Annotated in this window: 18 protein-coding genes and 1 riboswitch; of the genes, 7 read left to right on the top strand and 11 right to left on the bottom strand. The window is 70.9% G+C overall.

What is annotated here, in order from left to right; genetic code table 11:
- Positions 1–13 precede the first annotated feature (13 nt).
- Positions 14–736, top strand: a complete 723-nt coding sequence (locus J7F03_RS32225) for an N-acetylmuramoyl-L-alanine amidase (RefSeq protein ID WP_214955794.1) — start codon at positions 14–16, stop codon at positions 734–736.
- On the opposite strand, the gene J7F03_RS32220 is transcribed toward J7F03_RS32225, so the two are convergent.
- The 11 genes from J7F03_RS32220 to J7F03_RS32170 all read right to left on the bottom strand — a co-directional run bounded on the left by J7F03_RS32220 (position 729) and on the right by J7F03_RS32170 (position 13,132).
- Positions 729–1,892, bottom strand: a complete 1,164-nt coding sequence (locus tag J7F03_RS32220) for a cysteine desulfurase family protein (protein WP_214955792.1) — start codon at positions 1,890–1,892, stop codon at positions 729–731. The genes J7F03_RS32225 and J7F03_RS32220 overlap by 8 nt on opposite strands.
- A gap of 332 nt (positions 1,893–2,224) precedes the next feature.
- Positions 2,225–3,085, bottom strand: coding sequence for a thioesterase family protein (locus J7F03_RS32215; protein ID WP_214955790.1), 861 nt, complete (start codon positions 3,083–3,085; stop codon positions 2,225–2,227).
- A gap of 60 nt (positions 3,086–3,145) precedes the next feature.
- The gene (locus J7F03_RS32210) at positions 3,146–3,802 is read right to left on the bottom strand and encodes a trimeric intracellular cation channel family protein (protein WP_214955787.1); all 657 of its coding nucleotides are present in this window, start codon (positions 3,800–3,802) and stop codon (positions 3,146–3,148) included.
- Between the two features lie 282 nt (positions 3,803–4,084).
- On the bottom strand, positions 4,085–5,188 hold the full coding sequence (locus J7F03_RS32205; RefSeq protein WP_214955888.1) for an ABC transporter ATP-binding protein: 1,104 nt from the start codon (positions 5,186–5,188) through the stop codon (positions 4,085–4,087).
- Positions 5,189–5,193: 5 nt separating this feature from the next.
- Positions 5,194–6,255, bottom strand: coding sequence for an ABC transporter ATP-binding protein (locus tag J7F03_RS32200; protein WP_214955889.1), 1,062 nt, complete (start codon positions 6,253–6,255; stop codon positions 5,194–5,196).
- A 62-nt stretch (positions 6,256–6,317) separates the two neighbouring features.
- Complete coding sequence (locus J7F03_RS32195; protein WP_214955785.1) at positions 6,318–7,319, bottom strand: ABC transporter permease; 1,002 nt, start codon at positions 7,317–7,319, stop codon at positions 6,318–6,320.
- A gap of 186 nt (positions 7,320–7,505) precedes the next feature.
- Positions 7,506–9,272 carry an ABC transporter substrate-binding protein gene (locus J7F03_RS32190; RefSeq protein WP_214955783.1) on the bottom strand — a complete coding sequence of 589 codons (1,767 nt, stop codon included), beginning with the start codon at positions 9,270–9,272 and terminating at the stop codon, positions 7,506–7,508.
- Positions 9,273–9,313: 41 nt separating this feature from the next.
- Positions 9,314–10,306 carry an ABC transporter permease gene (locus tag J7F03_RS32185; RefSeq protein ID WP_214955781.1) on the bottom strand — a complete coding sequence of 331 codons (993 nt, stop codon included), beginning with the start codon at positions 10,304–10,306 and terminating at the stop codon, positions 9,314–9,316.
- Positions 10,307–10,821: 515 nt separating this feature from the next.
- Positions 10,822–11,562 carry an enhanced serine sensitivity protein SseB C-terminal domain-containing protein gene (locus tag J7F03_RS32180; protein WP_214955778.1) on the bottom strand — a complete coding sequence of 247 codons (741 nt, stop codon included), beginning with the start codon at positions 11,560–11,562 and terminating at the stop codon, positions 10,822–10,824.
- A gap of 67 nt (positions 11,563–11,629) precedes the next feature.
- The gene (locus tag J7F03_RS32175; RefSeq protein WP_214955776.1) at positions 11,630–12,340 is read right to left on the bottom strand and encodes an enhanced serine sensitivity protein SseB; all 711 of its coding nucleotides are present in this window, start codon (positions 12,338–12,340) and stop codon (positions 11,630–11,632) included.
- Positions 12,341–12,511: 171 nt separating this feature from the next.
- Entirely contained in the window at positions 12,512–13,132 is a 621-nt protein-coding gene (locus J7F03_RS32170; RefSeq protein ID WP_308380045.1) for an AAA family ATPase, read from the bottom strand.
- A gap of 245 nt (positions 13,133–13,377) precedes the next feature.
- Positions 13,378–13,481: riboswitch (glycine riboswitch) on the top strand.
- Between the two features lie 184 nt (positions 13,482–13,665).
- On the opposite strand from J7F03_RS32170, the gene gcvT reads away from it, so the two are divergent.
- The 6 genes from gcvT to J7F03_RS32140 all read left to right on the top strand — a co-directional run bounded on the left by gcvT (position 13,666) and on the right by J7F03_RS32140 (position 20,547).
- Positions 13,666–14,781 carry a glycine cleavage system aminomethyltransferase GcvT gene (gene gcvT / locus J7F03_RS32165; protein WP_214955774.1) on the top strand — a complete coding sequence of 372 codons (1,116 nt, stop codon included), beginning with the start codon at positions 13,666–13,668 and terminating at the stop codon, positions 14,779–14,781.
- Between the two features lie 149 nt (positions 14,782–14,930).
- The gene (gcvH, locus tag J7F03_RS32160) at positions 14,931–15,311 is read left to right on the top strand and encodes a glycine cleavage system protein GcvH (RefSeq protein WP_214955772.1); all 381 of its coding nucleotides are present in this window, start codon (positions 14,931–14,933) and stop codon (positions 15,309–15,311) included.
- Positions 15,312–15,327: 16 nt separating this feature from the next.
- Positions 15,328–16,584, top strand: coding sequence for a serine hydroxymethyltransferase (glyA, locus tag J7F03_RS32155; protein WP_214955770.1), 1,257 nt, complete (start codon positions 15,328–15,330; stop codon positions 16,582–16,584).
- 178 nt (positions 16,585–16,762) lie between these two features.
- The gene (locus J7F03_RS32150; RefSeq protein WP_214955768.1) at positions 16,763–18,409 is read left to right on the top strand and encodes an APC family permease; all 1,647 of its coding nucleotides are present in this window, start codon (positions 16,763–16,765) and stop codon (positions 18,407–18,409) included.
- A gap of 134 nt (positions 18,410–18,543) precedes the next feature.
- Positions 18,544–19,926 (top strand): L-serine ammonia-lyase, encoded by a 1,383-nt coding sequence (locus J7F03_RS32145; protein ID WP_214955766.1) that lies wholly within the window; start codon positions 18,544–18,546, stop codon positions 19,924–19,926.
- Positions 19,927–20,139: 213 nt separating this feature from the next.
- Positions 20,140–20,547, top strand: coding sequence for an SsgA family sporulation/cell division regulator (locus J7F03_RS32140; protein WP_214955764.1), 408 nt, complete (start codon positions 20,140–20,142; stop codon positions 20,545–20,547).
- Positions 20,548–20,609: the final 62 nt, after the last annotated feature.

Here is a 20,609-nt window from a genome sequence, read left to right as displayed (position 1 = left end):
GGGGTGGATCACCATGGGGAGCAAGGGCGACAAGGGCGGTACGGGGGCCAAGGGGGCCAAGGCGGGCGCCGGGGCCGCGGGGTCCGTGGGGGCCAAGCGCCCGGGGCGCACCCGCAGGGCGGTGCTGTTCGGCGGGCTCGGCGTCCTGGCGGTGGCGGCGGTCGCCGGGCGGGACGAGCTCGGGCGGGCCTGGTGGCTGGTGCCGGGGGTGTCCAAGCCGCGCCAGGACGGTGCGCTGGACCATGCGGGGGCGACGTGGACGGCGGCCTCGCCGGCGAACTGGCGGCTGGCGGACCGGCCCGACGACTACCGGGTGGACCGGATCGTCGTCCATGTCACACAGGGCAGCTTCGAGTCCTCGGTGGACGCGTTCAAGAATCCGTTCCACCGGGCTTCGGCGCACTACATAGTCGGCCAGGACGGCCACATAGAGCAGATGGTGCGCGAGCTCGATGTCGCCTTCCACTCGGGCAACCGCTCCATGAACGAGCGCAGCGTCGGCATCGAGCACGTCGGGTTCGTGGACCGGCCGAAGGACTTCACGAACGCGATGTACGAGGCTTCGGCGCGGCTCGCCGCCGACGTCTGCCGCAGGTACGGCATACCCGCCGACCGCAAGCACATCGTCGGCCACTCCGAGGTACCGGGCGCCGACCACACGGACCCGGGCCGCCACTGGGACTGGGACCGCTACCTCCGTATGGTCGGCGAGGCGGGCGCGGGCGCCGCTAGCTGAGGCCCGCCGTGCGGGCGCGGGCCACGGCCGGGCCGATGGCGGCGACGACCGCTTCCACGTCTGCCCTGGTGGAGGTGTGGCCGAGGGAGAACCGCAGGGTGCCGCGGGCCAGCTGCGGGTCGGTGCCGGTGGCCAGCAGGACGTGGCTGGGCTGCGCCACGCCCGCCGTGCAGGCGGAGCCGGTGGAGCACTCGATGCCCTGGGCGTCGAGCAGGAGCAGCAGGGAGTCCCCCTCGCAGCCGGGGAAGCTGAAGTGGGCGTTGGCGGGGAGCCGGTCGGCCGGGTCGCCGCCCAGGACGGCGTCGGGGACCTCTCGGAGCACGGCGGCGACGAGTTCGTCCCGTAGCGCGCCGATCTCGGCGGCGAACCGTTCGCGCCGCTCGGCGGCGAGCACGGCCGCGACCGCGAAGGCGGCGATGGCCGGGACGTCGAGGGTGCCGGAGCGGACGTGCCGCTCCTGGCCGCCGCCGTGCAGGACGGGTACGGGGCTCTGGTCGCGCCCGAGCAGCAGCGCGCCGATCCCGTACGGCCCGCCGACCTTGTGGCCGCTGACGGTCATGGCGGCGAGGCCGCTGTCGCCGAAGCGGACGTCGAGCTGGCCGAAGGCCTGGACGGCGTCGGAGTGCAGCGGGATGCCGAACTCGGCTGCGACAGCGGCCAGTTCGGCTACCGGCATGACGGTGCCGATCTCGTTGTTGGCCCACATGACGGTGGCGAGGGCGATGTCGTCGGGGCTGCGCTCGACCGCTTCGCGCAGGGCCTGCGGGTGCACGCGGCCGTAGCGGTCGACGGGAAGGTACTCGACCTGGGCCCCTTCGTGCTCGGCGAGCCAGTGCACGGCGTCGAGGACGGCGTGGTGCTCGACGGGGCTGGCGAGGACGCGGGTCCGGACGGGGTCGGCGTCGCGGCGGGCCCAGTAGAGCCCCTTGACGGCGAGGTTGTCGGCCTCCGTGCCACCGGCGGTGAAGACCACCTCGCTCGGACGGGCCCCGAGTGCGTCGGCGAGGGCCTCGCGGGCCTCCTCGACGGTGCGGCGGGCGCGGCGGCCGGCGGCATGCAGGGAGGACGCGTTGCCCGTGACGGCGAACTGCGCGGTCATCGCCGCAGCGGCCTCCGGAAGCATCGGAGTGGTGGCGGCGTGGTCGAGGTAGGCCATGATCCCCCGATTCTACGAGTCCCCCGTCCCACCAATTCCCCGCCGGGGTCCGACAGACCCCGGCGGAACCCGGAACCCGCCCCGCCCCCTACCCAACCCACCCAACCCCGACACCCGCCGGCCCGGGGCGCAGCCGCGGCCTGGCGGTGCCGGGCGGAGCCGGCGCCTGGCGGGTCCGGGCGCAGCCGACGCCCTACGGGCCGGGCGCAGCCGAGAGTTGGCGGGCCCGGGCGAAGCGGACGCCGACCGGGCAGGGCGGAGCCGATGCCGACCGGGCAGGGCCCGCCGGGGTCTTGCCTTGCGCCGGCCGCGCCAGGAAGGAGCAGGGCGCGTCAGGAAAGGCCGCGCGGGGCCCTGGCCAGCTGGCGGGACTGGGCCACCAGGCGGTCCGCCGAGTCCCAGACCTCCGCGTCCTCCTCCAGGAAGCCGCCCGCGAGGTTGCGGGTGGTGATGGCGACGCGGAGCGGACCGGGGGCCGGGCGGTGGCGGACGTGGGTGGTGAGTTCCACCGTCGGGGTCCAGCCGACCAGGCCGAGGTCGAAGGAGGTCGGCGGGAGCGCGTCCACGGCCAGGAGCAGGGAGAAGGGGTCCGCGTCGCGCCCGTCGGCCAGCTCGAACCAGGACCGCATCTCGCCCTTGCCCGAGGGCTGCCCGACCGCCCATCCGGCGGTCGCCGGGTCCAGGCGCAGCCGGAGCCGGTCCACGATGGCGGAGCTGCCGGGGATCGGGGCCGGGCCGGCCTCGGGGCCGAGGCAGTCCTCGTAGGCGGGGATGACGGGCGGGAGGGCCGTGGTGTGGACGGCGTCCGGGAGCGTCGCGAGGTCGCCGTAGGAGGCCAGGACCCGGATCCGCTCGATCTCGGCGCCGCTCTCGTCGAACTGGAAGAGGGAGGCCTGGCCGGTGGAGAGCGTCCGGCCGACCCGTACGACCTGGGTGCGGATCACGGCCGGGCCGGGGACCGACGAGGTCAGGTAGTGCGCGGAGACCGTGAAGGGGTCGGGGTGCGGCAGGGCCGCGGACAGGGCGCGGCCGACGAGGGCCAGCAGGTAGCCGCCGTTGACGGCGGTGATGATCGTCCACCCGGCGGAGAGCTCCGCGTCGTACACCCCGGGCTCGCCCGCGCGGGCGGTGACGGCGGTGTCGCGGTCGAACTCGCTCTCGCCGATGGAGGCTTTGGCAGCTGCGTGTGACATGGAACGAAAGTACACCGGGAACCTACTAAGCGGTAGCTTTCTCTTCCGCGAGGCGCTCGCTTACGGTTCCTCCGCCACCGCCGAGCGGCGGTTCCACGCGAGCGGCGCCCGCCAGTGGAAGCGGATCGCCAGGAGCCGCAGCACGAAGGTGGTGACGATCGCGAGGCCGGTCGTGATCGCGTTCAGCGAGTCGAAGCTGATGAACAGCGCCACCATCGAGGCGCCGATGACGGCCGGGACGGCGTACATCTCCCGGTCGCGCAGCAGTGACGGCACCTCGTTGACGAGCACGTCGCGCAGCACGCCACCGCCGACGGCCGTGGCCACGCCGAGCGCGGCGGACGCGGTGAGGCCGAGGCCGAACTCGTACGCCTTGGTCGTGCCCGTCACGCAGAACAGCCCGAGCCCGGCCGCGTCGAAGACGTTGATCGCGCGGTTGATCCGCTGGACCTCGGGATGCAGGAAGAAGACGAGCGCGGCGGCGATCAGCGGCGTGACGAAGAAGCTGAGCTCGCCGAAGGCGGCCGGGGGGACGGCGCCGATGACGAGGTCCCGGAAGAGGCCTCCGCCGAGGGCCGTGACGAGCGCGAGGACGCCGATGCCGAATACGTCGAAGTTCTTGCGTACGGCGAGCAGCGCGCCGGCCGTGGCGAAGACGAAGATGCCCGCGAGGTCCAGGGCGTGCTGGACACCGGGCGGGAAGAGATCGTGGAGCACGGGCCCATTGTGCAGGTCGCCTGGCGGCGTGCCCGAACGGATGGCCGCGGGGCGGGCTCCGGAGGCGGCGGCCCCCGTGCCCGCCGGGCGTCACCCCGCGGGGGTGGGGACCGTCGCCGGGTGCGGCACCGCTGTCGGTGGCTCCGCCCCGAGCCCCGCGCCTCAAACGCCGGCGGGGCCGCGTACGGCCCGGCGGGGCCGGATCCGCCCCGGCGAGGTCGTGAAGAGTCTGCCCCGGCGGCGTCCGGCAGGGAGGCGGGCGGCGCCGGGGCGGGGTGGGCGTCAGTCCGCGACGACCGTCGCCACCGCTTCCGCCGCGCCGGGCAGGGCCGGGTCGCCCGGGGCCTGGTCGGGGGCGTTCTCCGGGTGGTGGCAGGCCACCTGGTGGCCGGTCTTCAGTGCCACCAGCGGCGGCTCCTGCGTCGTGCAGAGCTGCGTCGCCTTCCAGCAGCGCGTGTGGAAGCGGCAGCCGCTCGGCGGCGAGATCGGCGAGGGCACGTCGCCCTTGAGCAGGATGCGGCCGCTCTTCGCGCCGCGCCGCCTCGGGTCCGGAACGGGCACGGCCGACATCAGCGCGGTCGTGTACGGGTGCATGGGCGCCTCGTACAGGGACTTGCGGTCGGCGAGCTCGACGATCTTGCCGAGGTACATGACGGCGATCCGGTCCGAGACGTGCCGGATGACCGACAGGTCGTGCGCGATGATCACGTAGGTGAGGCCGAGCTCTTCCTGGAGGTCGTCCAGCAGGTTGACCACCTGGGCCTGGATCGACACGTCCAGCGCGGAGACGGGCTCGTCCGCGACGACCAGCTTCGGCTTGAGCGCCAGTGCCCGCGCGATGCCGATGCGCTGGCGCTGACCGCCGGAGAACTCGTGCGGGTAGCGGTTGTAGTGCTCCGGGTTGAGCCCGACCAGAGCCAGCAGCCGCTGCACCTCCGCCTTGAGGCCGCCCTCGGGCGAGACGCCCTGGAGCTTGAAGGGCGCGCTCACGATGGTGCCCACGGTGTGCCGCGGGTTCAGCGATCCGTACGGGTCCTGGAAGATCATCTGCACGTCGCGGCGCAGCGGGCGCATGCCGCTCACGCTCAGGTGCGTGATGTCCTTGCCCTCGAACTCGACCTTGCCGCTCGTCGGTTCGAGCAGCCGCGTGATCAGCCGGCCCATGGTCGACTTACCGCAGCCGGACTCGCCGACGATGCCGAGGGTCTCACCGCGCCGGACGTCGAAGTCGATGCCGTCGACGGCCTTCACGGCCCCGACCTGGCGGCGCAGCAGCCCCTTGGTGATGGGGAAGTGCTTGACCAGGCCGGTCACCTTCAGCAGCGGCTCCGGGGAGTCCGCCGCCTGGGCGGGGACCGTGGCCGCGCCCGTACCCGTCTTCTTCATATCGGTCACAGCTTCGGCGCAATCTCTTCGGTCCAGATCCGGTTCCGCTGCTCCGGGGAGAGGTGGCAGGCGGCCCAGTGCCGGCCGTCGCCCTCCGCGGATCCGTCGACCAGGGCCAGTTCGGGCCGCTGGGTACGGGTGATGCCGCCCTTGGGGAGGTCGGCGTACGGGCAGCGCGGGTGGAAGGCACAGCCGCTCGGGATGTTGATGAGGCTGGGCGGCGAGCCCTTGACCGGGATGAGGCGCTCGGTCTGGTCCCGGTCGATGCGGGGCATCGAGCCGAGCAGGCCCCAGGTGTAGGGGTGCCGGGGCTCGTAGAAGATCTTCTCGGCGCTGCCGCGCTCGACGCACCGGCCGCCGTACATCACGAGGATGTCGTCGGCCATCTCGGCGACCACGCCGAGGTCGTGCGTGATCATGATGACCGCGGAGCCGAACTCCTTCTGCAGATCCCGGATCAGGTCCAGGATCTGCGCCTGGACGGTGACGTCCAGAGCGGTCGTCGGCTCGTCGGCGATGAGCAGCTCGGGATTGTTGACCAGCGACATCGCGATCATCGCGCGCTGGCGCATGCCGCCGGAGAACTCGTGCGGGTAGGAGTCCACGCGCTGGCTCGGCTCCGGGATGCCGACGCGGTCGAGCATCTCGATCGCCCGCTTGCGCGCGGTCTTCTTGTCGACGTCGTGGTGGGTCCGGTAGGCCTCGACGATCTGCTTGCCGACCGAGTAGTACGGGTGCATCGCGGACAGCGGGTCCTGGAAGACCATCGCCATCTTGCGCCCGCGCAGGGTGCGGACGTGGTCGGCGTCGGCCTGGACGAGGTCCTCGCCGTCGAGCACGACCTCGCCGGAGATCTGCGGGCGGTTGCGGACGTGGCCGGTGCGGTGCAGGCCCATGATGGCGAGCGAGGTCACCGACTTGCCGGAGCCCGACTCGCCGACGATGCCGAGGGTCTTGCCGCGCTCCAGGTCGAAGGAGAGCCCGTCGACGGACTTGACCAGGCCGTCGTCGGTCGGGAAGTGCACCTTGAGGTCGCGCACCGAGAGGAAGGCCCTCTCCCGCGCCACGCCCTGCTCGGGTACGAAGGCGGGCGCGGCCGCGGAGGCGGCGTCGGTGGTGTGGTTCTCGGTCACGTCAGCCTCACGCGCGGGTCGATGACGGCGTACAGCAGGTCCACGATCAGGTTGGCCAGCACCACGAAGAGCGCGGAGAGCAGGGTGACACCCATGATCACCGGCAGGTCGCCCGCTCCGATCGCGCCGACGGCGGCCGTGCCCAGGCCCTGGAAGTTGAAGGTCGTCTCGGTGAGCACCGCGCCGCCGAGGAGTCCGCCGAGGTCGAGGCCGAACATCGTGACGACGGGGGTGAGGGTGGAGCGCAGGGCGTGCTTGCGGATGACCACGCCCTCCTTGAGCCCCTTGGCGCGGGCGGTGCGGATGTAGTCCTCGCCGAGCACTTCCAGCATCGTGGCGCGGGTGATGCGGGCGTAGGTGGCGGCGAAGAGGAAGGCCAGGGTCACCCAGGGCAGGATCAGCGAGTTGAGCCAGGCCACCGGATCCTCGGTGAGCGGTTTGTAGTTGGAGACGTCGAGCCAGCCGAGGCTGTAGACGAAGACCGCGGGGGCCACCATGCCGGTGAAGAAGATCGGCAGCGAGACTCCGGCGAGCGCGCCGATCATGACGGTGCGGTCGACCATCGTGCGGCGTCTGAGCGCCGAGATCACGCCGGTGGCCACACCCGCGATCACCCAGATGACGGCCGCCCCGAGGGCGAGCGAGAGGGTGACCGGCATGCGGTCGACCAAGGTGTCCCAGACGGGGACCTCGGTCTTGAAGGAGTAGCCGAAGCACGGGGCGGCACAGTGCGTGATCTCGGTGCCGCCGTCGTAGTCACGGCCGGCGAAGATGCCCTTCATGAAGATCAGGTACTGCTCGGAGATGGGCTTGTCGAAGCCCATCTTCACCCGGATGCCCGCCAGGGCGGTCGCGTTGGTCTCGCGTCCGGCGTACATGAGCGCCGGGTCGCTGCCGGTCAGCTTCGGGACCGCGAAGAAGATGCCGAAGGTGACCGCGGAGACCACCAGCAGCGTTGCGGCGACGTTGAAAAGTCGCCGTATGAGGTAGACGAGCACTGCAGTCGGCCGCTCGGGCCGGCGCCCGCCGCCCCTTGTGGGGACGGCAGCCGCCGCCTGCGGCCTTCACCTGCCCTTCGGACTAGCGCATGTGCGGTGAAGGCGAACCAGCTGTGTCTGACGTGTCGTAGGTGGCCCGGGGCCGCCCGGCTGGGCCGGGCGGCCTGGGCTCCTCGACGGTGGCGACTACTTCACGACGCCGATGGTGGCAAGGTCGATCTTGCCCATCGAGTCGTTGAAGTAGACGTTGGTCAGGCGCGGGTTGTGGTAGACGAAGGCCTTGTCGAAGTTGATCGGCAGGTAGAGGGCCTTCTCCATGATCTTCTGGTTGATCTGGGTGTAGAACGGCGCTGCGGCGTCCGGGGTGGCGGCGGAAGCGGCGGTCTTGAACAGCCCGTTGACCTCAGGGTCGTTGATCATGCTGAAGTTGTTGTTGGCGTTCGGCAGGATGAACGATCCGTCGACCAGCGGCTGCAGGTAGCCCGAGCCGGAGTTGTAGTCGGCGCCCCAGCCCATGACGATGATGCCGTAGCCCTTGGCCTTCACGTTCTCGGGCGAACCGATGACGGAAGAGGAGAGCTTGCCGTCGTACTGGTCGATCGTGACCTTGATGCCGACCTTGTCGAGCGCGGCCTGCAGGGACTCGGCGGTCTTGACCTCGGGGGCGCGGTTGTTGCGGACCGCGATCGTGGTCGTGAAGCCTTCAGGCTTGCCACAGGCCTTGAGGGCTTCCTTGGCCTTCTCGATCTGCGGCTCGCCCTTGGTCAGGTTGTACGGGTCGTACTTCTTGTCCGAGCCGGGGATGCCGGGCGGCAGCATGTTCGCGCCGAGGTCACCGCTGGTCGGGCCGCCGCGGGCGGTCTGCAGCGACTTGGGGTCGGCCGCGTAGATGACGGCCTTGCGGCACTCGACGTTGTCCAACGGAGCGACGGTCGTCGGGAAGACGAAGTAGCGGATGTAGCCCGTGAACGGGTTGTCCGCGTTGGCCTTGAGCGCCTCGTCCTTGAGGACCTTGTTCTTGCCGGCCGCCTGCATGCCCGTGCCGTCGACCGCGAGGTCGATGTCACCGGAGAGCAGACGCGCGTCCATGTCGTCCGGGTTGGTGGTCACCGTCATGGAGATCTTGTCCGGCAGGCCCGTGCGGATGGTGTCCGTCTTCGGGTCCCAGTTCTCGTTGCGGACGAGGGTCGCGCCCTTGTTCGCCGTGAACTCCGAGATCTTGTACGGGCCGCTGGAGACCGGCTTGTTGGTGTACGTGGCGCCCGTGTCCTTGGCCGCCGGGACCGGCGAGGAGGACGGCATGGCCAGCAGGTACTTGAAGTCGGAGTTGGCGGTCGCCAGGTTGAAGACGATCGTCTTGTCGTCCGGCGTCTGGACGGACTTCAGACCCATCTTGTCGGGGTCGGCGTCCTTGTACGGGCCGGGGTACTTCTGGCCCTGGTCGAGGATGTCGATCAGGTAGGTGGGACCGCCGGACAGCACGTCCTGCGCGAAGACGCGCTCGATGCCGTACTTGAAGTCCTTCGAGGTGATCGGCGTGCCGTCCTCGAACTTCACGCCGTCCTTGATCTTGACGGTGTACGTCTTGCCGTCGTTGCTCAGGACCGGGTCGGCCGCGGCGAGGTCCGGCACCAGCTTGGTGCCCGCCTCGCCCGGCTTGCTGTCGTACGCGAACAGCTGGCGGATGTAGAGCCGCTGCATGTTCCAGACCCAGCCGTAGTAGGCGCGGGCCGGGTCGAGGTAGTCGACGTCCTGCGGGGTCCAGAGCTTGAGCTCGCCGCCCTTGGTCGTCGACGCGTTCACGACGCCCGTGGTCGCGGCGTTGAAGCCGCTGGCACCGGCGGCCGGCTTGGCGTCCGGCTTCTTGTCCTCGGCCTTGTCACACGCCACGGCCGACAGCGACAGGGCAGCGACCACGGCGGTGGCCGCGAGTGCCTGCTTTCTGCGAATCACGTTGGTCCAACCTCCATTGGTGGGTGAATCGTTGAAGCGGTTCAGCTGCCCTTGGGGTCGAGTGCGTCACGCAGCCCGTCCCCGAAGAGGTTGAACGCCAGGACGGTGATGAAGATCGTCATACCGGGGACGACCATGTACATGGGGTCGTCCTGGTAGATGGGAACGGCGTCGGACAGCATCTTTCCCCAGGAGGCGGTGGGCGGCTTGACGCCGGCACCGAGGAAGCTGAGGGCCGCCTCCGTCAGGATGTTGGTCGGGATGATCAGCGTCGTGTAGACGAGGATCGGCGCGACCAGGTTCGGCAGCAGCTCCTTGATCAGGATGTAGCCGCGGCCGGCTCCGAGGCTGCGCGCGGCCTCGACGTACTCCCGCTCGCGCAGCGAGATCGTCTGGCCCCGCACGATGCGGCCGATGTACGGCCAGCCGAAGAAGCCGATGACGACGATGAGCACGCCCATCCGGACGCCCGAACCCGTGAATCCCCACAGGGAGTTGGGAACGACGGAGACCAGCGAGATGGTGAACAGCAGCTGCGGGAAGGCCAGCAGCAGGTCCATGGTGCGGCTGATGACACCGTCGACCCAGCCGCCGAGGAAGCCGGCCAGCGCGCCCAGCAGGCTGCCGAGGATGACGGAGACGAAAGCCGCGAGGAAGGCGACGACCAGGGAGATGCGGGCGCCGTAGACGATCCGGCTGAACACGTCGCGGCCGTTGGTCGGTTCGACGCCCAGCAGGTAGTCGGAGCTGATGCCGCCGAAGGATCCGAGCGGCGTGCCGAATTCCGGGTCGAGCAGATCCTCGTGGAACTCGTTGGGCGGGTGGCCCAGCAGGCCCACGATCAGCGGGGCGAAGACCGCCACCAGGATCAGGAGGATCACGACCACGCCGCCCGTCAGCGCGACCTTGTCGCGCTTGAGCCGCATCCAGGCGATGCGGCCGGGCGAGCGGCCTTCGATGGCCTTGGCTGGGACGTCGGCTACGGACACGGGAGCGGGCGTCTCCGCGCTCGTGTCATGCAGTGGTGCCGTCATCGTGGTGGGGACCCCTCTCGGCCGACGGGTGAGCCGGCCCATGCCCGCCGCTGTGGCGGCGTTGGTGCGGAGTGGCGCTCGGAGTGCGAGGTGCGGAAGTGCAGAGTGCGGAAGTGCGGAAGTGCAGCGTGCGCCGTGCGGCGCGTGCGGTGCAGGCGGTACTGGTGGTGCACGTGGTGCCGTACGAAACGACAAGCGGATTTCCCGTGGCGAACCCGGTCCTCGGAGGACTGACCCGCTCTTGGGTGGGGAGTCTTCATCGGGCCGTCGATCAGCCGCCAGACCCGCAGGTGAATGGATGCGCAACCGTGATCTGAGGGTCGAGTTCCCGTTATCCGGACTTCACTGCCACCTCAGCGGAGCAAGACCGTCCGTTCGGTACGGAATCGGACATGGCACCCAACTCGGGTTACTAGCGTGCCTATTGGGCGCACATCGGCGGCGAAATCAGGACAACGCAAAGGCCGCACGGAACGACTGTTCCGTGCGGCCTCGGGTGGCTTGATGCCGATGTCTCAGTAGGCGGGCGCCTGACCCTCGCGGTCATAGAAGGGGCGGGTTTGGGCACGCAGCCACATCGCCACCGGATCGTGCTCGTCGGCGAGCGCGACCGTGCAGACCGGCACTCCCTCGGGCACCGCGCCGACCGACTGGCGCATCATCTCCCGCACGGACTCCAGCGCGTGCGCGGAGGCGTCGTACAGGTCGAGCCCGACGGCGAGGTACGGGGACCCGAGCGCGGGCTGCACCCAGGCGCGGCGCAGCGAGCGGACGGCGGGCGTGCGGTGCGCGTGCTGCGTGAGCAGCCCGTAGAACTGCGGGAGCTCGATGGCGGGCTCGGACAGCCGCAGCGGCCCGGCCGGCATCCGGTCCAGGCCGGTGGCGATCCGGCGCAGGTCGGCCCAGGGAATGCCGACGCCGCCGCCCTGGGCGTGGGGATTGAGCCACAGCCCCCAGCGGTCGGGGTACAGGGCGCGGGCGATGTCCCGGCCCGTGACCACCTCGTAGCCCCGGTTCCAGCCGCTGGCCGCCAGCTCCTGCGGGGAGGTCACGCAGGGCGCGTACCCCAGGCTCTCGACCTCCATGCCGCCGTACTGGGCGTCCGGGGAGCCGGGCCGCCCCTGCCAGAGCAGCATCCACAGCCGCCCCTCGGCCAGGGCGTGCAGGAGCGCCTCGTAGCTCTCGTAGCGCCCGGGAGTCACCTGGCGCAGCATGTGCTCGACCTGCCCGACCGCGGCCGTGCCTGACGCACTCACCCGGTACCCCTCTTCGTCTCTTCGTCCGCCCGTCGTCCACGCGTGTCCGCGACCAGCTTAAGCGTGCCTACGGCAGGTAGAAGGGGCGTACGCGCTCACGGATAAAGTCGACGACCGGGTCCTCGGCAGCGTCCAGGAGGATCAACTGCACAGGCCAGGGCGGTACTACGCGGTTCAGGGCGCGGCCCAGGGCGTCCATCGGGGCGTTTCGCATCTCGGGCTCCCATCCCAGCAGCTGGACGCCGATGTACAGCTCCGGCGCCCCGCCCTCGACGCTGGCCAGGCAGCGGTACGCCGCCGCGACGACTCCGGTGGCGCGGAACTCCTCCCCGGCGGCGGCCAGGAAGTCGACCGGATCCTCCTGCCAGTCCGGCTCGTAGAGCCGGACCCGGCCCCCGGTGGCGGGTCCGTCGAGCGGGCTGCGCCCCGTCCGGCAGAGCTCCGCGACGGCGGGCGGGGGCAGCGGGACTCCGACGGCCCCCTCGGGGTTGACCGCGATGCCGAGCTGCGGGGGCAGGCCGCGGGCGAAGTCGACGGCGGGCGCGACGGCGAAGTCCATGGCGGGACCGGCGCAGGCGCGGAACTGTTCCTCGGAGCTGTAGACGGGCACGTAGGCGGCGCCGTTGATCTCCATGGTGGGCAGGCTCAGACTGTTCACCCCGCCGGGCAGCGGGATCCAGAGCGGGCTCCGCCCGAGCACCTCCAGGATCCGCCCGCCGGCGTCCGCCTGCCCGAGCGCCGCCCCGAGCACCTGCTCCAGCTCGTTACCCGGCCACATGTACGCCTCCGCTAGCTCGCCCTCGTCTCGACCCGAGATTAACGGGCGGCTGCGACCCGCCCGCCGCGGGCCACCCGCCGGGGACCGCCCGCCGCGAGCCGCCCGCCGGGGACCGCCCGCCGCGAGCCGCCCGCTGAGCGCCGCCCACACTGAGCGCCGCCCGGCCGGGTCCTAGGAGCGGAAGCCGATCGTCGTCAGCCGCGAGGCCGCCGGGCGGTCCAGCAGGGTCACCGACGCGCAGCCGGCCGGCGGCCGGCCCGACTCGGCCTCGCGCAGCAGCCGGGCCACCGCGCCCCGATGCCGGGCGAAGGCGTACGCCGACACGCCCCGCCCCCGCGCCGCCTGCCCGGCCCGGGCCTCCTCGGGGGTGGTGTCCAGCAGCACCAGGTGCAGGGCGCGGCCGCGCCGCCGGGCGACCCCGGCGAGGAGGGCCCGTACCCAGCTCTGCGTACCGCAGTCGTGGACGACGGCGGAGGCGCCGGAGCGCAGCACCCGCCACAGCCCCCAGTAGTGCGCGATCCGGACCGCCGGCCGGTACACCGCGTACGGCAGCGCGGCCGGCATCCGGAGCTCCCACCGCTCGCGCGCGTCCTGGGAGTCGATGCCGCGGCCCTGCGCTGCCCGCTTGATCAGGGTGCTCTTGCCGCCGCCGGGCAGTCCGGACACGACCACGACGTCCCCCTCGGCGAAGTGGAGCAGCCCGGGGCCCGCGGCCCCGCGCAGGTCCCGTACGGGCGCCGCCGCCTGCGCCGGCGTCCGGGCGACGCCGCGCTGCGTCGGTACCCCGGACACGGACCCCGGCCCCGCGGCCGCCCCCGTAGCCGCGCCCGCGGCCGTACTCGTCGCCGCCAGTACTCCGAATCTCCGCACAGTGATCGCCTCCCCCGCATCGGGTCACCGGGACCCGTCCCCCTGAGTGTAAAGAGACGGTAATCCGGGACCACCGGTTCCGCTCCGCTCGCGGACCCCCTCCACCATTCGGCCGCACACCGTGCAATGATGTGCGCCATCTGGACACCAACTGCATACCGGCCGCTTGAATCCGCGCGGGAGAGTCCCGGCACGCCGCAAGGCGGTGCCCGGGCGCCGAAGGAGCAAGTACCTCCCTTGAATCTCTCAGGCCCCGTACCGCGTGGATGAGGCAGATCTGAAAAGCGAGCCGCGCCACCGCCCCTGAGGGCACCGGCGTCGGCTCCACCCAAGGTGCAAGTCGAAGACCTTCCCCCGGAAGCGGGGAACTCTCGGCGAACCTCTCAGGTTCCGATGACAGATGGGGAGGAACTCCTCCTCGTCATGTCATGCCCTGGGACCCGGGAGCCACACCCATGAGTACTGCCCCCCGCCTGACCGCCCTCGATGCGCTGCACCGTTCCCTCGGTGCGACCATGACCGATTTCGCGGGCTGGGACATGCCCCTGCGGTACGGCAGCGAGCGCGACGAGCACAACGCCGTCCGCACCAAGGCCGGCCTGTTCGACCTCTCCCACATGGGCGAGATCACCCTGACCGGCCCCGAGGCCGTCAAGGTCCTGGACTACGCGCTGGTCGGCAACATCTCGACCGTCGGCGTCGGCCGCGCCCGCTACACGCACATCTGCCGGGAAGACGGCGGGATCATCGACGACCTGATCGTCTACCGCCTCGGCGAGACCGAGTACATGGTCGTCGCGAACGCCTCCAACGCCCAGGTCGTCCTCGACGCGATCACCGAGCGCGCCGCCGGCTTCGACGCCGAGGTCCGTGACGACCGTGACGCGTACGCGCTGCTCGCGGTGCAGGGTCCCGAGTCCCCGGGCATCCTCGCCTCGCTCACCGACGCCGACCTGGACGGGCTGAAGTACTACGCCGGCCTGCCCGGCACGGTCGCCGGGGTGCCCGCGCTGATCGCGCGTACGGGGTACACCGGCGAGGACGGCTTCGAGCTGTTCGTCTCCCCCGAGCACGCCGTGGAGCTGTGGCAGGCGCTGACCAAGGCGGGCGAGGGCGTCGGCCTGGTCCCGGCCGGTCTCTCCTGCCGCGACACGCTGCGCCTGGAGGCGGGCATGCCGCTGTACGGGCACGAGCTGACCACCGCCCTCACCCCGTTCGACGCGGGGCTGGGCCGGGTCGTGAAGTTCGAGAAGGAGGGCGACTTCGTCGGCCGCGCCGCCCTGGAGGCCGCCGCCGAGCGCGCCGCCACGAACCCGCCGCGCAAGCTGGTCGGCCTGATCGCCGAGGGCCGCCGCGTACCGCGCGCCGGTTTCGCCGTGACCTTCGACGGCCAGATGGTCGGCGAGGTCACCTCGGGCGCCCCGTCCCCGACGCTGGGCAAGCCGATCGCGATGGCTTATGTCGACGCGGCGCACGCCGCGCCCGGCACCTCCGGCGTCGGCGTGGACATTCGCGGTACGCATGAGGCGTACGAGGTCGTGGCTCTGCCGTTCTACAAGCGGCAGAAGTAATCCTGTCCGCTGTTCGCGCCAGAACACCAGAACGCCAGGGCCCAGGCCCAGGCCGCACGGATCTCCCGTACGGCCGCTCCCCCGCGCCCCGTCTCGGTACGCAAGACCACCGTTCGTATCCACTCCCCCGCATCCAGGAGAATCAGGTCATGAGCAACCCCCAGCAGCTGCGTTACAGCAAGGAGCACGAGTGGCTGTCGGACGCCGAGGGCGGCGTCTCGACGGTCGGCATCACGGAGTTCGCGGCCAACGCGCTCGGTGACGTCGTCTACGCCCAGCTCCCCGAGGTAGGCGACACGGTGACCGCGGGCGAGACCTGCGGCGAGCTGGAGTCGACCAAGTCGGTCAGCGACCTGTACTCCCCCGTCACCGGCGAGGTCGTCGAGTCCAACCAGGACGTCGTGGACGACCCGTCCCTGGTGAACTCCGCCCCGTTCGCGGGCGGCTGGCTCTTCAAGGTGCGCGTCACGGAGGAGCCGGCCGACCTGCTCTCCGTCGACGAGTACGCCAAGCTCACCGCCGGCAACTGACCCCAGGGGACCGAAGATGTCCGTACTGAACACCTCTCTGCACGAGCTCGACCCTGACGTCGCCGCCGCCGTCGACGCCGAACTCGTGCGCCAGCAGTCGACCCTGGAAATGATCGCGTCGGAGAACTTCGCTCCGGTCGCCGTCATGGAGGCCCAGGGCTCGGTCCTGACCAACAAGTACGCCGAGGGCTACCCCGGCCGCCGCTACTACGGCGGCTGCGAGCACGTCGACGTGGTCGAGCAGATCGCGATCGACCGCATCAAGGCGCTGTTCGGCGCCGAGCACGCGAACGTGCAGCCCCACTCGGGCGCGCAGGCCAACGCGGCCGCGATGTTCGCGCTGCTGAAGCCGGGCGACACGATCATGGGCCTGAGCCTGGCCCACGGTGGTCACCTGACCCACGGCATGAAGATCAACTTCTCCGGCAAGCTCTACAACGTGGTCCCGTACCACGTCGACGAGACCGGCCAGGTCGACATGGCCGAGGTCGAGCGCCTCGCCAAGGAGTCCAAGCCGCAGCTGATCGTCGCGGGCTGGTCCGCCTACCCGCGCCAGCTGGACTTCGCCGCCTTCCGCCGCATCGCGGACGAGGTCGGCGCGTACCTGATGGTCGACATGGCGCACTTCGCCGGCCTGGTCGCCGCGGGCCTGCACCCGAACCCGGTGCCGCACGCCCACGTCGTCACCACCACCACGCACAAGACCCTCGGCGGTCCGCGCGGCGGTGTCATCCTGTCGACGCAGGAGCTGGCCAAGAAGATCAACTCCGCCGTCTTCCCGGGCCAGCAGGGCGGCCCGCTGGAGCACGTGATCGCGGCCAAGGCGGTCTCCTTCCTGATCGCCGCCTCGCCCGAGTTCAAGGAGCGCCAGGAGCGCACCCTGGAGGGCGCGAAGATCATCGCCGAGCGCCTGGTGCAGGCCGACGTCACCGAGGTCGGCGTCTCCGTCCTCTCGGGCGGTACGGACGTCCACCTGGTCCTGGTCGACCTGCGCAACTCCGAACTCGACGGCCAGCAGGCCGAGGACCGGCTCCACGAGATCGGCATCACGGTCAACCGCAACGCCATCCCGAACGACCCGCGGCCGCCGATGGTCACCTCGGGTCTGCGGATCGGTACGCCGGCCCTGGCGACGCGCGGTTTCGGCGCCGAGGACTTCACCGAGGTCGCGGAGATCATCGCGGCCGCGCTGAAGCCGGCCTACGACGCGGACGACCTGAAGGCGCGCGTCTCGGCGCTCGCCGCGAAGTTCCCGCTGTACCCGACGCTCTGACGTCACGCGAAGGGCCCGGTTCCTGCCTGTTTTCCACAGGTACCGGGCCCTTCTCATGACCATTGGCCCCATCCAACCTGCCGATCGCCACTGATTTGTTCAAATTCATGGCAAATAGGCTTCGAAAAAGGGATTCGCCGACTCGACGGCCTCCTCGGCAGGACGGACAGCACACCTCATGGACATGAGCGCAGCCGGCAAGAAGGGACTCAGCCTCTTCGCGCTGGTCATGATCGGCATAGGTTCCATCTTCGGATCGGGCTGGCTCTTCGGAGCGGGCACAGCGGCCCAGGTCGCCGGGCCCGCGGCCCTCGTCGCCTGGGTGATCGGCGCCGTCTTCATCGGCATGATCGCCATGTCCTACGCCGAAGTGGGCGCGGCCTACCCGATCCCCGGCGGCATGGCCCGGTACGGCTCCATCTCGCACGGCCCGGTACTCGGCTTCATCACCGGCTGGGCGGTGTGGATCGCCGTCGCGTCGCTGATCCCGATCGAGTCGATCGCGGCGACGCAGTACATGTCCTCGTGGAGCTACGGCTGGGCCAAGGACCTGGTCGACGCCCAGTCGCACCAGCTGACCGGCTTCGGCATGTTCGTGGCGCTCGCGCTCACCGTGCTGCTGTGGCTGTCCTGCTACTGGTCGGTCCAGCTGCTCGCGAAGATCAACTCACTGCTCACCATCGTCAAGTTCGCCATCCCCGTCCTCGCCGTCGTCGCCCTCGTCGCCTCCGGCTTCCACACCGAGAACTTCAGCTCGCACGGCGGTTTCGCCCCCAACGGCTGGACGGCCGTCCTGACCGCCGTCACCACCTCCGGCGTCGTGTTCGCCTTCAACGGCTTCCAGGCCGTCGTCAACCTCGGCGGCGCCGCCAAGAACCCGGGCCGGGCCATCCCCATCGCCCTGGTCGGCGCGCTCTCCCTCGGCCTGGTCATCTACCTGGCCCTGCAGACGGCCTTCATCGGCGCCGTCCCGCCGGAGCACCTGGCACAGGCCGGCGGCTGGTCGGGCGTGAACTTCAACTCGCCGTTCGCGGAGCTCGCCAAGCTGCTGATGATCCACTGGGTCGTCGTGATGCTGCAGTTCGGCGCCTTCATCTCCCCGGCCGGCTCCAACATCGCCAACGTCGCCTCGGCCGCGTACATGGTCCGGAACCTCTCCGAGACCGGCTTCTTCCCGAAGAAGCTCGCACGGACCCACCCGGTCTACGGGACCGCCCGCCCGGCGATGTGGATGAACCTCGGCTTCTCGGTCCTGCTCCTGCTGACCGTCGGCCACAGCTGGAAGACCCTCGCGCCGGTCATCTCGGCCGCGATGGTGATCTCGTACCTCATCGGCCCGATCGCGGTGGGCGTCTTCCGCATCACCAAGCCCGGCCTGCCCCGCCCCTTCCGGCTGCCGCTGGCCTCCGTGATGTGCCCGCTGACCTTCGTCTTCGCCGCCTGCGCGCTGTACTGGTCGAAGTGGCCCAACACCGGCATCGTCACCGCCCTGACCCTGCTGGCCGCCCCGATCGCGGCACTGGTGCTGTCCCGCAAGGGAGAGAAGAACCTCATGCGCCAGTTCGCCCCGGCCTGGTGGATCGTCTTCTTCCTCGGCGCCCTGTCCCTGCTGTCCTACCTCGGCTCCACCGACTTCGGCGGCCGCGGCACCATCCCGGGCGGCTACGACATCGCCCTGGTGGCCGCCATGGCCCTGGCCACGTACTTCTGGGCCGTGAAGGCCGGGGTCGAGGCCCACTCCGCGGGCCTGCCGGGCCCCGACCCGGTCCTGGACGGCTCGGACGCGGAGCCCGCCGCACCGGAGCGCGAACTGACCCACGCTTGACCACCACCTTCCCGACCCGTCCGGCAGCCGAGCCGTTCACCTCACCGAGTTAAGCTCGTCTGCCGGACAAAATCCGCAGATCCACCCCTCCTGCCCCGCTTTCCACCCACGAGCAGACATAGGAGTCCGCAACCGTGGCCATCTCCGTCTTCGATCTCTTCTCGATCGGCATCGGTCCCTCTTCCTCCCACACCGTCGGACCGATGCGCGCCGCGCGCATGTTCGTGACCCGGCTCAAGAAGGACGGCGTCCTCGCCCAGACGGCCGCGGTCCGGGCCGAGCTCTTCGGCTCGCTGGGTGCGACCGGCCACGGCCACGGCACCCCCAAGGCGGTCCTGCTCGGCCTGGAGGGCCACTCCCCCCGCACGGTGAACGTGGAGACCGCCGACGCAGAGGTCGAGCGCATCCGCACCTCGGGCCGCCTGCGCCTGCTGGGCACCGAGATAGGCGATGGCCACGAGATCCCCTTCGACGAGCCGAACCAGCTGATCCTGCACCGCCGGCGCTCGCTCCCGTACCACGCGAACGGCATGACGCTCTTCGCGTACGACCAGGCCGGCACCCCGCTGCTGGAGAAGACCTACTACTCGGTCGGCGGCGGCTTCGTCGTCGACGAGGACGCGGTCGGCGAGGACCGGATCAAGCTCGACGACACGGTGCTGAAGTACCCCTTCCGCAGCGGCGACGAGATGCTCCGCCTCGCGAACGAGACCGGCCTGTCGATCTCCTCGATGATGCTGGAGAACGAGAAGGCCTGGCGCACGGAGGACGAGATCCGCGAGGGTCTGCTGGAGATCTGGCGCGTCATGCAGGCCTGCGTCTCGCGCGGCATGTCCCGCGAGGGCATCCTCCCCGGCGGCCTGCGGGTCAAGCGCCGGGCCGCCTCCACGGCGCGCCAGCTGCGCACCGAGGGCGACCCGATGATGCACCGCAGCGAGTGGGCGACGATCTACGCGATGGCGGTCAACGAGGAGAACGCGGCCGGCGGCCGGGTCGTCACCGCCCCGACGAACGGCGCGGCGGGCGTCCTGCCGGCGGTCCTGCACTACTACATGAACTTCGTGCCGGGCGCCGACGAGGACGGGGTGGTCCGCTTCCTGCTGGCGGCGGGCGCCATCGGCATGCTCTTCAAGGAGAACGCCTCGATCTCCGGCGCCGAGGTCGGCTGCCAGGGCGAGGTCGGCTCGGCCTGCTCGATGGCGGCCGGCGCCCTCGCCGAGGTCCTGGGCGGCACCCCGGAGCAGGTCGAGAACGCGGCCGAGATCGGCATGGAGCACAACCTCGGCCTGACCTGCGACCCGGTCGGCGGCCTCGTCCAGATCCCCTGCATCGAGCGCAACGGCATGGCGGCGGTCAAGGCCGTCACCGCGGCCAAGATGGCGATGCGCGGCGACGGCTCGCACAAGGTGTCCCTCGACAAGGTCATCAAGACCATGAAGGAGACCGGCGCCGACATGAAGGTCAAGTACAAGGAGACCGCCCGCGGCGGCCTCGCGGTCAACGTCATCGAGTGCTGACGAGCCCTTCGTCTCCCTCCCGTCCCCGCTGACCCGGACACAAGCGCCCGCGCCGAGCCCGCCCTCCCCCCGGAGGGCGGGCTCGGCCCGTTGTGCGAAGTCGGGCCGAGGGGCCCTGCCGGACGGGACCTTTGGACGGCGGGGGCGGCCCGCGGGTGGGCTAGCTTGCCCGAGTGGGGTGCGAGAACCCGACCCGAGAGAGAGGCCGCCCGCATGACCGGCATCGAACACCGCGTCCTCCCGCTCCGGCTGGAGGCGGCGCCCGCCCCCATCGCGATGCGGGGCGTCTTCGTGTACCGCAGCGACCGGCCCTACGAGGTCCGCGTCGACTTCGAGGCCGCCGGGCTCCACCTCGCGCGCTGGGTGTTCTCCCGGGAGCTCCTGCTCGACGGCCACGTCTGTGCCACCGGCGAGGGCGACATACAGGTGTGGCCGCGCTGGAAGGGAGCCGAGCCGCGGATCTTCCTCGCCTTCAGCGACGGCGACCAGTCGTGCGTGGTGTCCGCGCGCGCGAAGGACGTCCGGGAGCTGTGCCGGCGGATGACCGAGATGGTGCCCCGCGGCCAAGAGCAGCGGCACTACGACCTCGACGCCGAGCTGAGCGCGCTCCTGCCCGGCTGAGTCCGGTGCAACCGCGCTCGCGCGGGCGGCGTCTTCCCTGGTGACACCAGTCCCCGTCTCTC

The organism is Streptomyces sp. ISL-43 (genome assembly GCF_018614195.1).
Lineage (GTDB): Bacteria > Actinomycetota > Actinomycetes > Streptomycetales > Streptomycetaceae > Streptomyces.
Note: the sequence above shows the minus strand (reverse complement) of the source record. Positions and strands in the feature narration are given on the sequence as shown.

Excerpts from the sequence above, each read along its gene's own strand:
- J7F03_RS32225 (WP_214955794.1), top strand. The coding sequence starts at position 14 with ATGGGGAGCAAGGGCGACAAGGGCGGTACGGGGGCCAAGGGGGCCAAG.
- gcvH (WP_214955772.1), top strand. The coding sequence starts at position 14,931 with ATGAGCAACCCCCAGCAGCTGCGTTACAGCAAGGAGCACGAGTGGCTG.
- J7F03_RS32215 (WP_214955790.1), bottom strand. The coding sequence starts at position 3,085 with ATGTCACACGCAGCTGCCAAAGCCTCCATCGGCGAGAGCGAGTTCGAC.
- J7F03_RS32220 (WP_214955792.1), bottom strand. The coding sequence starts at position 1,892 with ATGGCCTACCTCGACCACGCCGCCACCACTCCGATGCTTCCGGAGGCC.
- J7F03_RS32175 (WP_214955776.1), bottom strand. The coding sequence starts at position 12,340 with ATGTGGCCGGGTAACGAGCTGGAGCAGGTGCTCGGGGCGGCGCTCGGG.
- gcvT (WP_214955774.1), top strand. The coding sequence starts at position 13,666 with ATGAGTACTGCCCCCCGCCTGACCGCCCTCGATGCGCTGCACCGTTCC.
- J7F03_RS32150 (WP_214955768.1), top strand. The coding sequence starts at position 16,763 with ATGGACATGAGCGCAGCCGGCAAGAAGGGACTCAGCCTCTTCGCGCTG.
- J7F03_RS32140 (WP_214955764.1), top strand. The coding sequence starts at position 20,140 with ATGACCGGCATCGAACACCGCGTCCTCCCGCTCCGGCTGGAGGCGGCG.
- J7F03_RS32185 (WP_214955781.1), bottom strand. The coding sequence starts at position 10,306 with ATGACGGCACCACTGCATGACACGAGCGCGGAGACGCCCGCTCCCGTG.
- J7F03_RS32205 (WP_214955888.1), bottom strand. The coding sequence starts at position 5,188 with ATGAAGAAGACGGGTACGGGCGCGGCCACGGTCCCCGCCCAGGCGGCG.
- glyA (WP_214955770.1), top strand. The coding sequence starts at position 15,328 with ATGTCCGTACTGAACACCTCTCTGCACGAGCTCGACCCTGACGTCGCC.